Origin of the sequence: Flavobacterium sp. LM4 (genome assembly GCF_002017935.1) — a bacterium.
Classification (GTDB): domain Bacteria; phylum Bacteroidota; class Bacteroidia; order Flavobacteriales; family Flavobacteriaceae; genus Flavobacterium; species Flavobacterium chungangense.
This window is the reverse complement of the sequence record NZ_MUFW01000001.1, coordinates 2,617,137-2,630,766: the sequence shown is the minus strand read 5'-3', so window position 1 is coordinate 2,630,766 and position 13,630 is coordinate 2,617,137. Positions and strand designations below refer to the sequence as shown.

Below are 13,630 nucleotides of genomic sequence, written 5' to 3'. Positions count from 1 at the left end.
TTTATATTCTTTGTCGATTCTCTTTGTGGGCACAGAAATATTTCTGCGCTATCGTTGACGAACATATCCGAGCGGTCGGGGTTTTATTGTTAGTTAAACCATTTTTCCCACAAAGGTGGCGGATTATTTAATTCTCCTAAAACAATTGCAAAAACAATTGTTCCAAAGATTGATAAAAAAACATAAATACCTGCAATCAAGTTTAATCTTTTGATTTCGTGTTGTTCTTTTGTATATATTGCATCTTCAATCTCCTCTATATTTATGTGCTTATTATACCGAATAACTGTAAACAATATAATTGGTAGTGACACAAATAAAGTGTACCATTTATTCTCAAAAAGAAATATTTTAAAATTTTCCTGTAATAAAAGTAAAATTGCAATAGCATTTAATGATAAGCATACTGCTGTTAAAGCTTGACCTGAAAATTCATTTAAGTCTTTCTCATATCTCCTGTAAAAGGAATAGCAATTATAATAAATTACATCTATAAAATAAATTTTTCTATTTTCCATCTAATTGATTTTCAATTATTTTTCCTACATTGGTATCTAAAGTTGTCTCCAAAACAAAATTAGTAAAAAAGTACCCTCCTGCAATAGCCTGTGCATATCCATTTCGAGAAAGAGCTAAAAGTGCCATTGTTGTATCCAAACCATTTGATATATTTAATCCATTTTTTGCAATATCATAAACACCCGATCGTGCGGATTTGTAATCGTGCCCGCATTCTATATCTTAACAGATTTAATAAAACCCCGATCGCGGATTTGTAATCCGTACCCGCAAAGTATATCTTAACAGATTTATAAAAAAGAAAATCCAGTTTTTAACTAAACCTTTACATCAGCTTTTATTAATACAGGAACGGGCACGGAAAGAATTTCCGCTATCGTTGCGCATATACAAGCGATCGGGAATTTAGACGGCAATAATCCCAAAATATTTGCGTTTTTTATAAAAATTAAAACTCTATAATCAATACTATGGAATACTCAAAAAATTACACTGTTGTAGACACACATATAGATGTACAAGGTATTATGGATGGCTTATATTACCCGTTTTATATGGAGGAATGCCGCCATGATTATATTAGGGAAATTCTAGGTTTTGATTTCGTTCAACAGGCAGAAAATGGTGTTTTTATGGTTTTATCAGAGTATAAGATCAAATTTATACGCTCCCTCAAAAAAGACGATAATTTTGATGTCACCTGTACTGTATATACAGATGCTCAGGGATTACCAAGACTGCATTTTAAACAATCAATACTAAAAAATGGAAAAATAATGACCTCAGCAGTATTTACAGGAACTTGTATTCCTGCAACCGGAGGAAGACCTTATTTACCTGAAGAATTGAAAGCCAATTTAGCTGATGCCTCTTCATTGGAAGTTTAATATCTATAATAAAGTTAAACTACCATTTACTTTTTAATAAATTAGCCGGCTCTCCAAAGTATTCCTTTCTAACCCTGCGCAATCCCGAAAGCTTTCGGGACCAACTTTGTGCTGCCTATTCATAGGTTCATGAGAAAATAAAAAAACATTACTGTAAATATTTAGTATTTTTATCATTTTCAAAATACTTAAACTTACATACACGCCTAAAAAATTGCCTTTTAATGGATCAACTATTCAGCTTTTTTGTTGCAGGAACGACTTTATTACTGGCATTTTTAATCTTTGCAAATATTAATCAGCTAAACAGTCGGGTTAATCGATGGTTTGGCTTTTTTATTCTGTGTATTTTCCTGATTCAGTTTAATGATTTATTAGAGAAAACTGAGTTTACGAAAACAAGAATGCTCATAAATGATTTTCTTGGCTTAACAGATTTTATAGTTGCTCCTGTTTTTTATTTTAGTGTAATTTATTTTATTCATCCCAATAGAAAATGGCGAATCAAAGATAATTTTCATTTTGCCTTTGCTTTTATAATTTTTCTCTTGCTTTTACTTTCATTAGTAATTGATGTCCCCGCTCCAACTGCTGCCGATAAAAAGAATGCTGTTTTAATTATAACTGTTTTTAATTTATTTTTTTGTCTACAGGTCATTCTCTATTGCATTGCAGCTTATAGAGAAATTACTTTCTATCAAAAGAATTTATTTTTGTACACTTCAAATGTATCTGCAATTAACTTAGCATGGTTACAAAAAACAGTGGTTTGTGTGCTCATTATAACAGGTCTTTGGTTAATGGACAATTTCTTTAAATTGGCAAAAACCAATAGTTCATTCGATCTTTTTGCCAGTCTTTTTTATCTGATAGGCGTTTTTTTTATTGCTTATTATTCTTTAAAACAAAAAGAAATTCCAAGTCTTAATCAACAAGAAAAAAAAGAAATGGATGTAATTATACGGGAGAATTTCAATGTAGGGAGCAATGAGAAAAAACTAATTTCTGATATCAATTTACAGGAAATGAAATCAGTTTTAATTGAGGTAATGAACAATCAAAAGCCTTTTTTGAACCCTGAATTGAGTTTATTCAAATTGGCTTCACAACTGAATATTTCATCTCATCAACTTTCGTACATTATTAATAAAGGTTTTAACGAAAATTTTTACCAATTTATTAATCGTTACCGGATCGAAGAAGCTAAAAAATTAATTCAGGATCCAAAAATGCAGCATTTGAATTTAATAGGAATTGCTTATGAAGTGGGTTTCAATTCTAAAACAGTTTTTTATACAACTTTTAAGAAAAACACCAATCAAACTCCATCAGAATTTAAAAAAGTAAACGTCGCTTTAGCACAAATTCTCTAAGTTTTTTTAATTTTTGACCAATTATGAATCTGTAGATTATAGTTTATTTTAAAAGTAGTCCTGATTGATAAATCAGAACTTTTAAGTGGTAAATGATACTAATATTTGTATCAGATTTATTTAAAAAAATAAAATACTACTATGAACTTTAAAAAAGAAACACGAAAATTAAAGCTAAACAAAATCATTAAATTTAGATTAAAATCTATTTTCATAATTACTTTTTCTGTCCTCTGTTGTATTTCATGCTCAGACGATAATAATGATCGTAAAGCAGAATATCCGGGAATTGCTGTAGACTTAGGAACCCATAAACTAATGGCATATACAGTATCAAAAAAATCAAACTATTTGGTTGTTTTTGAATCAGGTCTCGGCAATGATCATACCTCCTGGTACAGCACCGGAAAATCCTCAGAAATTATAACAATATCTAATTTTCTGGATTCTGATGTTTTATTATACGATAGAGCCGGCTATGGAAAATCAGGTTTTAATACTGAGCCAAGGGATATTAATACATTAAGAAGTGAACTTGAAACTGTGATAAATCAATTTGCAAATGGCAGAAAAGTGGTACTCGTAGGACATTCATTAGGAGGTTTGATTATTAGAGATTATGCCATAAAAAATCCTGAAAAAGTTGCAGGATTAGTGTTTGTTGATGCTTCTCACGAAAAATACAATCATTATTCACAAGAACAGATAAACACCTATTACAACAATTATAAAATGGCTAATGGTGCAAATTCAGGCATAGCTTTAGAAACACTGCAATTAATTGAAGATTTTAAATATACAGCGACACTGCCTAATTTGCCTGACGTTCCGGTTATTGCCATAACAAGTATGAAAATAGATGCAGAACATGACGCAGCCGATAGACAATTATGGTACGACTCTAAGGAATCACTTAAGGAAGGAATTACTAATTTTAAACATATCACGACAATAAAATCCGGACATTTTATTCAACTTGAAGAGCCGGAACTTGTCCTGGACAATATTAAACTAATATTGTCAAAACTATAAGTTATAAAAGAGATTTCGATTGAAATCTCTTTTGCTTTTGCCAAATCTTAGAAATTCTTTACCCAGTCTCTCCGAAGTGTTCCTTTCTAACACTGCGCAATCCCCAAAGCTTTCGGGACCGACTTTGTACTATCTATTCATGTATTCATCAGAAAATAGTCTACTGACTTTAAAACAACAATTAATATTGATGATAATGAATAAACGATTTATTGTCTAAAACATTTACTATTAGATGATCTGCTTTTTCAATTACTCAGTGATTAATTTGAATTTTACAGGTTGAAAAAATATATTGGAATTTTTCTCAAAATAAATTCCATTTTCTTTTTTATCTAATTTTACTTCGTAATTATGAATTAGGGTAGTTTGTGCAATCACATTTACCTGGTAAGTATCTCCAATTTTGTTTTCTTTGGATATATCCTGAACAATACCATTAATTACAACCGATTTAGGAACAACGGCAGCGTCATTTAATTTAAAACTAACTACATATCCTCTCTCATTATTCCTGTTATAACTTTTATACGTTTGGTTTTTAATCTCTAAAAGTTGTCCGGAGCAGGAAAAAAGAAAAAAAACTCCGAAATAAAATAATAAAAAGACGGCTTTTGGAATACTATTTTTCATACTTTTAGCGTTTTTATACCCACAAATTTAACTTAAATTAAACGATTGAAAAAAATAATGAAATTAAAATATATTGTTACAACATTACTTGTAGGATTGACCTTTACAGCTTGCAGCAAGGATTCTGATTCTAATGAAACTACAACTACCCAGCCAGACGAGATTAACAACTTTGTCTGGAAAGCTATGAATTCCTGGTACTACTGGCAACCCAACGTTGCCAATTTGTCCGACAGTAAAATCGCTTCTACCGCATCATATAACAATTTTATTAACGGAAAAACTCCCGATGCGCTTTTTTATTCACTTCTATATCAAAGAGGAACTGTCGATAGATTTTCCTGGATTGAAAACAGTAATGAAATAGTACAGGTTTCAAAAATCGCAGAAGTCGAAAAACAAGGTGGTTTTAGCTATGGAATTTATCCTAAAGACGCATCCAATACAAATATGGTAGCTTTAATTAACTACACTGTACCTGGCTCACCAGCAGCTTTGGCGGGATTGAAAAGAGGTGACGTTATTACAAAAATAAATGGAAGCCAGCTTACTGCAAGTAATTATGACCAACTAGAAAACACACAATTCACCATTACTCTGGCAGCAAGTGTGCAAATTACAAGCAGTAGTATGGTAACCACAGACAAAGCAGGAACTCTGACTGTAACAAAAGCCGAAATTGACGAAAACCCTGTTGCTTATTACGAAAAGAAAGTATATGGAGCAAAGAACATTGGTTATCTGGTTTTTAATGCTTTTAAATCCGATTATAATGACGAACTCAACGCGGCTTTCGCTAAAATGAAATCGGATGGAATTAACGAATTGGTTTTAGATTTAAGATACAATGGAGGCGGTTCATTAGAAACTGCAGTTGCTCTGGCGCAAATGATTAATGGCAGTTTTACCAATAAACCCTATATTTACTTAGACTTCAATAACAAACACAATAGTGAAGACGGCTATGAAAATCTTTCCGAAAAAGTAAACATTTTTAACCTGGTTGATAACGAACCCACTTTTCAGAGAGAAGAAAGTATAAACAGCCTTGCTTTGACAAAAATATATGTGCTGGTAAGTTTTCAAACTGCTTCTGCCAGTGAACTCACTATACAATGTCTAAAAAAATACATTAACGTAGTCACAATAGGCGAAGAAACTGTAGGTAAATTTGTAGGATCCAACACACTATACGATTCTCCTGCTTATAATTATATCTCCTATGCCAATCGAAGTACTAAACACAAATGGCAATTGCAACCCATTACCTTTTCCTATTATAACAAAGACAGAGACGCAAATCCAGCGAAAATTACACCTGATTACGAAATCAATCCTTATAGTATTTTCTTAAATCTGGTTGAATTTGGAAACGAAAAAGATCCTTCTTTGAAGAAAGCTCTCGAATTAATTACAGGCCAAACTATGCGAACTACAGCAAAAACCACCAATCCTTCTTTGTCGATTGGCAATCTTGCTGCATTCAACCCTACAAATACTGCCAAAGGTTTATATATCGAGGATTTTAAAAGGTTGAAAAAACAATAAACAGCAATGAAATTTAGAAATTAAAATCACAAATCTAAAGGCTGGCACGAGTGCAATGTTATTAAGTTAAGAGATTTTAGATTGAGTATTAACGATTTTTGATTTCAGATTTGGTTTGATTAAATATTAGATTGTTGATTTTAGGAGTTTTTTACATCTGAAATCAAAAATCGTTAATCAAAAATCAGCAATCATTTTATCATTTAATCTTTAACTTAATGACATTGGGCGCGAGTGTTTCGCTCGTGAACGTACGATTGCCGATTGCTTAACTATTTACCATTTTATATTGCGATCAATAAATTCAATTAGCTGTTCTGACATTGCTTCCTGTTCTTTTCTATTGGGATGATTGCCTGTTTCTTTATAGGGAAAAACTAAGGTATGTATTTTTTTATCGTTTAATTGATCAACGGCTTTTTGGATATAGCCAGGCCATTCGGAACCAGACCTGGTAGCGTCCATATTACCTAAAGCGCAAATTATACTCGCCGATGGATATTTGCTTCTAACTGAACGAACAAAATCAGCATAGGATTGAATTATAAAGGCTTCTGATGGTTTCTCAGTGCCAAATCTTCGTTTAAACTGTTCATGTTCCGGCCTGTTTACAATCCAGGAATCATTTTGAAAAAGATTAATTACTACAATATCCGGTGTATACTTTGTAAAATCCCATTTACTTAAAGGATCGAGCGGTGCAGTACGATCGTATATTTCAGGCATAATTTCAGGAAACCAGCTTACCGTAATTCCTATTCCGCTGCGCGCAATAATAAACGGTTTAGCATTATAGTGTCTTGCTGTTAGAGCAGCATAGGTATAATAATTATTGAAATCTTCCGGCATTCCCGAGTCTCTTCCTCCTTCCGGAACATCTACACCATGTCCTGCTGTAATTGAATTTCCATAGAATTCAATTTTTCTGGTACGATTATCAGTGTTCTTCAATAATTTTGTTTGCCCATAAAGTTCAAATCCATAAAATGCATTAACTGAGGTAGAATTTGATAGTTTGTATATTTCTACTGTATGGATACCCGGACCAAGATCTCTGGCTATATTTATAGTTGTAAGGGTATTATCTGTTTCAAATTTAAAAGGTTTTTTATCATCTTTGTCGATTATGGCGTAAAAAAAAGCTTTCTCTTTAAAAGACTTCATTTTTACTGAAACGCCAGACCCTTTAAATGTTATACCTGCTGTAGTACCAGGCCAGTAAAACATAGTTGAGTCTGCCGAAACATTTACTCTCCCCGTATAATTGATTCTGGTATCATCCGGCTTAACAACCTGCTGTGCGTAGCTGTATGGAATGAAAGAAAATAAAACCAAAACCTGTAGCTTTTTGAAATGGATCATCATTATATAATTAACTTAGAAAAATGTAAAGTTATTATTTAATCTATTAATTTCACTCTGCAAAGTATTTATCAGGCATATAATCACGCTGCGCATTCTATGATAAAAAAGACCAGACATACTTAAATATCCGGTCTTTACTAGTTCATCTTTTATAAAAGTATCTATTTTTAAAGATATAATTCTTTTTAATGACACACTAGCGTCAGTCAAATTCCCTGCGGTTGTAAAAAGCATCGTCATCACTTTCAGATCCGGATCGGGACTCCTCATCAGCATAGTATGATTTTAATACACTTCTTTCGTAGTTCCTATCAAAATTATGCTGTGTATTATATCTTCCTGTTCTCCTGAAAGTATCATAGGTTATACTGTTGGCCATGACAATTTTTGTGTCTTTATTGATGTTTACAGACCCAATTGGAATAATCAGATGGCTGTCTCCTTCTTTGTACATAAATTCTCTTCCATTGTCATTTACTATCGTATCATGAACCTCATGACGGCTGTCGTCTATTAATTCTTTATCAACTTTCACGTCCAGATATACCACACGTTGCATGTCCTTATTGACCCATAAATTGTCAATTTTACCAATAGTGCGATTGTCAGCATCAACGATTTTCCATCCTCTTATATCAGAATAGTTTGAAGCTACCTTATAATCTGTAAGTTCGTCAAGCCTGTATAAATTTTTATCTTTATTCTCCATGTTCTTTTTAATTTTATCAATTATATCTTCCAGGTTTCAGGCTTACTCTGCAATGGTATCTGTACCGGAAACGTTCTCAATGGTGGTTTCGCTCTGCACCTCATCGTCTCTTAAAAAGACATAATATAGCAGCCCAGCGATCAAAAGCACTGCAACAATCCATGGCCAGACTGGCCTCTTTTTCTCAATTTTAATTTCTGCCATAACTTTATATTTTTATATGAATATTTTAACTTCATCATAAAGTTACAAATGAGATGAGCGTGTAAAGTATTTAATTTCAGATAGATGTTATAAAATTCCCAGCAGATAAAAAACCTCAATTATCACTATTAGTTATCAATAAGATTTGTCTTAATATAAATTTTATCTTATTTTTATCATAAGAGTATCGGTAAGAATTGTCAATAGTGAATATTAAACTATTCAAAATTAAAACTATAAATATTGATTTTCCAGACTCTAATTATTGTGCACAGATCTTTTTATAATCAAATAACGGTATGTCTTTATGAATCATAAAAATCTGATATCAATTTTTACTATCTTATTATTTTTGTTGTCTGGTAAAATTCAGGGACAAAGCTTTGATAAGGATAGCTTACTGATTTACAATAAAATGCTTTCAAAAAAACAGATCCATGAGGACCTTAAAATACTCCTTGCCATACGTGAAAAAGTAAACTCGGGATTGTATCAATATCGCTCTAAAAAACAGATAGACAGCATCTACAACACTACTATTAAAAGCATTAAAAAACCTATGAGTGTTATCGATTTTTACAAAATAATACTCCGTCTGACCGATTATGAAGGAAGTGTCCATAACTATACTATTCCTAACCTTGATTTGATAAATTTCCTGAACAGACAAAAATCATTTTTCCCTTATCCTCTTCTCTATATTAACGGACAAATTATTTTTGATGGTCAATCGTCAGATATACCGCCCGGTTCGAGAATAAAAAGTATAAATGGCGTAACTGATGTAGAATTGATGCACTCTTTTTATAAATACTATACTGCAGATGGTCACACTATTACAGAAAAGTTATCGGCTAGTGTAAACAAATCATTTGGGATAAACTATCTTTTGGAATATGGTCTTCATGATGCATTTGTAATAGAATACATCTCCCCAAAATCTGACTCTCCTAAAAAAAAGGTGCTTCCTGCGGTAACGCTGCATGAGAGAGAAACAAACATTAAAAACAGATTTAGTGCCCCAGTTACTAACCTGACAGATTTCAGGAAACAGTCTGCTTATAGTTTTCACATGCTTAATCCTGATACAGGTATATTAAATCTGAGATCTTTTGGCATGGCATCCGGATCAGACGATCCCAAATTTGAACCGTATGTGCAATTTTTGGACAGCGTTTTTAACACACTGGACAAAAACAAGGTTTCTAATCTGATCATTGATGTTAGAAATAATCCCGGAGGCAGTGACCCTAACTTTGAACAGCCTGTAATGTATCTCACAGATCAACCATTCAAAGAAAATGTACAGGCTACTATACTCTTTGACCCCAACTTTTTACCTTACGAAAAATATTTTTGGGGTGTTTCAACATCAGAACGACTGGATAGTGTTTCAAGAAAAATGGGAAAAGAATACCTGAAAGGTGTTTATCCGGTTTTCAAAAATAATATAAGCATACAAAACCCAAAATACAATCCGTTTTATCATCCTAAATCGCCCTTCTTTAAAGGCAAACTTTACCTTTTGATTAATGAAAATGTGGCATCAGCAGCTTCTCATTTTGCTTCTCTGGTAAAAGCTTATGTTCAGAATGTTACCATCGTTGGTGTTGAGACCGTTGGCGGTTACTATCGTCATAATGGACATACGCCACTGGTTTATGAACTTCCGAATTCAAAGATAAAAACACAATTTTCAATTGTAAACCTGGTACAGGATGCACCCAAAAAAGATAATCAGCCAGATGGTCACGGTATTATGCCAGACTACGAAGTATGGCCTTCTTTAGATGATTTTTTCCAACAGAAGGATACGCAAATGGAATTTACTCTTAAACTTATAAAAATGAAATGATCGTAATTTTTTATACTTCCTAAAACCTATAAAAGCTCCGGAGAAATCTGGAGTTTTTTTGTTTTTCTGAATAAAAATCTTTAGCAATCTTTTTTGCGCTCACAATCGGAGCATTATATCATCTTTATCCCTTTAGTTAATCATTTCTTAATCCGTTAAGAAAATTATCCGCAGTACTATAAATTCGTCTTATCAACGCGTATGAAATAAGCTCTGTTTAAAAAATTAAAAAATTGATTTATACTACACTTTTAAATATTGCAGTTTTTCAGGGAATTGTTTTAGGTTTAATTATTTTAAAGTCTTCCTTGTTCAATAGTAATTCAAATAAATATCTGGCCTATTTACTTTTTACGCTTTCCATTATTTTACTGAATCATGTTTTTGAGATTGAAGATGCCTTTACCCGCTATCCTTTTCTACACTTTATTAACCATATTGAGTGGACATTTCTAATACCTGCTTTGCTATTTCTGTTTATAATAAACAGAGTTGATGATCGTGTAAAAAGCAAACAAAAAATTTATTTGTGTTTTATTCCGTTTGTCTATTCTGCTGTTCTTAATATTATACAAGATCTTGATCATGTCGCCGGAATTTATACTATTCCTGAGTCAGGCATTGGTTTAATCAATATACTGGGTCTGATTCACCTTATTTTAGCGGTTACCTTCATCCCGTTTCTGTTACTTTACTCTTATTTTATGATAAAGCATTTAAAAGATCCAGAGGAAAAAAAATGGATTATTCCCTTATTAATAATTGTTTCCTCATTATTATTCGCCTTTATTATTACCGCTTTGGTGGGCTTATTTCTTCAATATGACATTTCTCCTGCTATGAACGTTCTGGCTTTATCTGCTACAATCATTATTCACTGGACCGCTTATAATGGTCTTTACAAATACAAACTAGCCAAAAACAAAGAGGCTATTTACAATTTTTTGAACAACGATTTGGCTATTTCACATACCAATATGCAAATTATTGAAACTGACAATCCCGAAGAATACAGGGAATCTATCACGGCAGATAATCTTTATTTTCAAAAACTGGAACTTCTTTGCAAAGAGCAGCACCTTTATACTGATAGTACATTAAACAGAGAGAAAGTGGCAGAACAACTAGGCATAAGCGCGGGATACCTGTCACAAATTGTAAATACGATAACAGGAGACAATTTTGCGCAGTACATCAATCAATATCGGGTTGAAGCTGTCAAAGAAATGATTTCCAATTCTGAATATAACAATTATAATTTACTGGCAATGGGGCTGGAATCCGGCTTTACTTCGAAAACGACTTTTTTTAAAGCCTTTAAAAAAGTTACCGGTCAGACACCAAATGAATATAAAAATAGCTGCAAATAAGTACCGATTTATACATTTTTAAGCTTTTGAGACCTTCTTTAATTTTTCTTATGTGAATTTTGGAACTCAATAATTCAAATCACATTTTATGAAAAAAAACTTTTTACTGCTTATTGTTTTGTTTGTCTTTTATTCTTCTAAAGCACAAAATGAAACTGATCCTTATCAGAAAAATAATGAAATCAAATTAAATGGACTTGCTCCTTTATGGCAATCTTTTCAGGTTGGTTACGAAAGACATTTAAATCATAATTCGTCATTAGGACTTTCTGTTTATTATGTGTTTGACAATACAACAAATGAAAAAGATTTAAATTATTCAATCTCTCCGTATTACAGAAGATACTTTGGTAAAAAATATGCATCAGGCTGGTTTGTTGAAGGATTTGGAATGCTGACTTCTACAGATGGTAAAAAAATATATGCATCAGAAGATCATTCCCTATATACAGAAAACCCGGATGTTATTGATTTAGCTCTCGGTGCAGGTGGAGGCTGGAAATGGGTCAGTAAAACCGGATTCCTTCTTGAAGCGAACATTGGTTATGGAGGTCTGTTATTCAATGCAAATAAAACAGACCATACTATTGTTGCAAAATTTGGACTGAGTGCCGGGTATAGATTTTAATAAAACTTAAAAAACAGATTTAGTTTAACCAAAAAGTAGTTCAAAATTGAACTGCTTTTTGGTTGTTTTGAATCATTTTTATTTACTGTTCAAAGATTAGCCTTGTTTAAATAACCACGTTACAAATGCTACGATTTATATTATGTTTTAAGCAGGTCACCAGTTGATTTGTTACTCATCGTTGCGGACACGGATTACAAATCAGCGTTATCGTGTTGTTTGGTCTTATATTGAGGGCACGGAAAAAATTTCCACGCTATCGTTGTCTACATATTTGCGCAATCAGGTATAACCACGGTCGAGCATCATAAGCCATGCTCCTGTACTATTTGTGGGCAGGGTTGATCGCAACACCTTTTTTTTTGTAGCTTGACCAGATTTCTTTGTAGGCACGAGCCTGAGGCATCGCGCGCTAGCCGTTAATTAATTCTGCTTACACCAACGGGGGACTACTGACCAAATTATTAATTACGATGGCAAAATTCCAACCGAAGTTGTGATGGAAGATAAAACAGCCGTTGAGCAAATGAGACTCATACAACAGCTCGAAGACGATGACAAACAAACCATCTTTAAACTTATTGATAAAATGCTTACCAGTAGACTCTATCTACATTGGCTCATCAAATTTTACGTGTTTGCATCCAAGTGCTATGACTTCGGCTATTTTATCTCTTAAAACATTCGCCCAGGTCCGACATAATGCCTGAGCATCCGGATAAAGATCTTTTCGCTCGTTGACAACAAAACGAAATAAGACACACATTATCAGAATTTTGAATTCAACAAATTAGGCTCTATTGAAAGCATTGGCAACAGACAAAGTACTTTTATAATGGCCGAAATAAAAAATCTTCACAATATTAATGTAGAGAGCTAAATTAATGCATTTAAAGGAATTGCTATATATGATTTACAAGAACCTTTTTTCCAGATAAATTTTAAATGTTTAGAGTTTCAAAAACAAATTATGTTAAGCAAAATTAACATAAAAAGTGTTAAAACAAACTTTCCTAGCAAATGATAATTTTCTGAATATTTTCTAGACACTGTCCTAAAAAGAAGTGAATTATTTTTTACCTGATACTATCAATCGAGATTAAACCTTTTGTTTTTTTTTAGTCTTCAACTCATAATTACGACGATTTTCTGTCAAAACCTCAGTCTATTAGAGTGTTAACCTCTCTAACTGCGTGCGAATTTTCTTCAAAAAAATTCTCTTCTCATTTGTAAAAATACCTTCCAATATTCTTTTTTTTACATTTTTCTATAATTTTCTCTAAAAAGCAGGAGCATTTTAATCATAATCGCCTATAAATACAGAGAACACAAAGCCTTACAAATACTGGAATTTACATATTTTTCAAATATTAACATATAAATTATAATATCAATATTTATTATAGATATAAAAAACACATACTAAAAAAAACAGGATAGTGCAGGATAGAATTAGCAACAGAACCTTTTAGGTTTGACATATTCGTATTTACTAAAAAAAAGTTAA

General features: G+C 32.4%; 14 protein-coding genes. 7 read left to right on the top strand and 7 right to left on the bottom strand.

Annotation, left to right across the window (positions count from 1 at the left end):
* Positions 1–89: 89 nt before the first annotated feature.
* Positions 90–518: a hypothetical protein gene (locus BXU10_RS11750; RefSeq protein ID WP_078227490.1), complete on the bottom strand. Its 429-nt coding sequence runs from the start codon at positions 516–518 to the stop codon at positions 90–92.
* The gene (locus BXU10_RS25005; RefSeq protein WP_189328084.1) at positions 508–657 is read right to left on the bottom strand and encodes a hypothetical protein; all 150 of its coding nucleotides are present in this window, start codon (positions 655–657) and stop codon (positions 508–510) included. Before BXU10_RS25005 ends, BXU10_RS11750 begins: the two co-directional genes overlap by 11 nt.
* 332 nt (positions 658–989) lie before the next feature.
* On the opposite strand from BXU10_RS25005, the gene BXU10_RS11745 reads away from it, so the two are divergent.
* From BXU10_RS11745 to BXU10_RS11735, 3 genes are all read left to right on the top strand, one after another.
* A complete protein-coding gene (locus BXU10_RS11745; protein ID WP_078227489.1) occupies positions 990–1,406 on the top strand; it encodes a thioesterase family protein in 417 nt (138 codons plus the stop codon).
* Between the two features lie 224 nt (positions 1,407–1,630).
* Positions 1,631–2,779, top strand: a complete 1,149-nt coding sequence (locus tag BXU10_RS11740; RefSeq protein WP_078227488.1) for an AraC family transcriptional regulator — start codon at positions 1,631–1,633, stop codon at positions 2,777–2,779.
* Positions 2,780–2,920: 141 nt separating this feature from the next.
* Complete coding sequence (locus BXU10_RS11735) at positions 2,921–3,811, top strand: alpha/beta fold hydrolase (protein WP_123921982.1); 891 nt, start codon at positions 2,921–2,923, stop codon at positions 3,809–3,811.
* A 252-nt stretch (positions 3,812–4,063) separates the two neighbouring features.
* Here BXU10_RS11735 and BXU10_RS11730 read toward each other — a convergent pair whose 3' ends face one another.
* The gene (locus BXU10_RS11730; RefSeq protein WP_078227487.1) at positions 4,064–4,444 is read right to left on the bottom strand and encodes a hypothetical protein; all 381 of its coding nucleotides are present in this window, start codon (positions 4,442–4,444) and stop codon (positions 4,064–4,066) included.
* Positions 4,445–4,501: 57 nt separating this feature from the next.
* Here BXU10_RS11730 and BXU10_RS11725 point away from each other — a divergent pair, with 57 nt between their 5' ends.
* Positions 4,502–5,992, top strand: a complete 1,491-nt coding sequence (locus BXU10_RS11725) for a S41 family peptidase (RefSeq protein WP_078227486.1) — start codon at positions 4,502–4,504, stop codon at positions 5,990–5,992.
* Between the two features lie 276 nt (positions 5,993–6,268).
* Here the strand turns inward: BXU10_RS11725 and BXU10_RS11720 are convergent, their stop codons facing one another.
* The 3 genes from BXU10_RS11720 to BXU10_RS25000 all read right to left on the bottom strand — a co-directional run bounded on the left by BXU10_RS11720 (position 6,269) and on the right by BXU10_RS25000 (position 8,270).
* A complete protein-coding gene (locus BXU10_RS11720; RefSeq protein WP_078227485.1) occupies positions 6,269–7,357 on the bottom strand; it encodes an SGNH/GDSL hydrolase family protein in 1,089 nt (362 codons plus the stop codon).
* A gap of 202 nt (positions 7,358–7,559) precedes the next feature.
* On the bottom strand, positions 7,560–8,066 hold the full coding sequence (locus BXU10_RS11715; RefSeq protein WP_078227484.1) for a PRC-barrel domain-containing protein: 507 nt from the start codon (positions 8,064–8,066) through the stop codon (positions 7,560–7,562).
* A 42-nt stretch (positions 8,067–8,108) separates the two neighbouring features.
* The gene (locus BXU10_RS25000; RefSeq protein ID WP_180908080.1) at positions 8,109–8,270 is read right to left on the bottom strand and encodes a hypothetical protein; all 162 of its coding nucleotides are present in this window, start codon (positions 8,268–8,270) and stop codon (positions 8,109–8,111) included.
* Between the two features lie 307 nt (positions 8,271–8,577).
* Here BXU10_RS25000 and BXU10_RS11710 point away from each other — a divergent pair, with 307 nt between their 5' ends.
* The 3 genes from BXU10_RS11710 (at position 8,578) to BXU10_RS11700 (ending at position 12,123) form a co-directional block, all read left to right on the top strand.
* Entirely contained in the window at positions 8,578–10,125 is a 1,548-nt protein-coding gene (locus tag BXU10_RS11710) for a S41 family peptidase (protein WP_078227483.1), read from the top strand.
* Between the two features lie 233 nt (positions 10,126–10,358).
* Positions 10,359–11,495 carry a helix-turn-helix domain-containing protein gene (locus tag BXU10_RS11705; protein ID WP_078227482.1) on the top strand — a complete coding sequence of 379 codons (1,137 nt, stop codon included), beginning with the start codon at positions 10,359–10,361 and terminating at the stop codon, positions 11,493–11,495.
* An 88-nt stretch (positions 11,496–11,583) separates the two neighbouring features.
* Entirely contained in the window at positions 11,584–12,123 is a 540-nt protein-coding gene (locus BXU10_RS11700) for a DUF3575 domain-containing protein (protein ID WP_078227481.1), read from the top strand.
* A 610-nt stretch (positions 12,124–12,733) separates the two neighbouring features.
* Here BXU10_RS11700 and BXU10_RS24995 read toward each other — a convergent pair.
* Positions 12,734–12,889 (bottom strand): hypothetical protein, encoded by a 156-nt coding sequence (locus tag BXU10_RS24995; protein WP_180908083.1) that lies wholly within the window; start codon positions 12,887–12,889, stop codon positions 12,734–12,736.
* Positions 12,890–13,630: the final 741 nt, after the last annotated feature.

Coding starts and splice junctions, on each gene's coding strand:
- BXU10_RS24995 (WP_180908083.1), bottom strand. CDS start 12,889: ATGTGTGTCTTATTTCGTTTTGTTGTCAACGAGCGAAAAGATCTTTAT.
- BXU10_RS11735 (WP_123921982.1), top strand. CDS start 2,921: ATGAACTTTAAAAAAGAAACACGAAAATTAAAGCTAAACAAAATCATT.
- BXU10_RS11745 (WP_078227489.1), top strand. CDS start 990: ATGGAATACTCAAAAAATTACACTGTTGTAGACACACATATAGATGTA.
- BXU10_RS11700 (WP_078227481.1), top strand. CDS start 11,584: ATGAAAAAAAACTTTTTACTGCTTATTGTTTTGTTTGTCTTTTATTCT.
- BXU10_RS25000 (WP_180908080.1), bottom strand. CDS start 8,270: ATGGCAGAAATTAAAATTGAGAAAAAGAGGCCAGTCTGGCCATGGATT.
- BXU10_RS11750 (WP_078227490.1), bottom strand. CDS start 518: ATGGAAAATAGAAAAATTTATTTTATAGATGTAATTTATTATAATTGC.
- BXU10_RS11710 (WP_078227483.1), top strand. CDS start 8,578: ATGAATCATAAAAATCTGATATCAATTTTTACTATCTTATTATTTTTG.
- BXU10_RS11740 (WP_078227488.1), top strand. CDS start 1,631: ATGGATCAACTATTCAGCTTTTTTGTTGCAGGAACGACTTTATTACTG.
- BXU10_RS11720 (WP_078227485.1), bottom strand. CDS start 7,357: ATGATGATCCATTTCAAAAAGCTACAGGTTTTGGTTTTATTTTCTTTC.
- BXU10_RS11725 (WP_078227486.1), top strand. CDS start 4,502: ATGAAATTAAAATATATTGTTACAACATTACTTGTAGGATTGACCTTT.
- BXU10_RS11730 (WP_078227487.1), bottom strand. CDS start 4,444: ATGAAAAATAGTATTCCAAAAGCCGTCTTTTTATTATTTTATTTCGGA.
- BXU10_RS11715 (WP_078227484.1), bottom strand. CDS start 8,066: ATGGAGAATAAAGATAAAAATTTATACAGGCTTGACGAACTTACAGAT.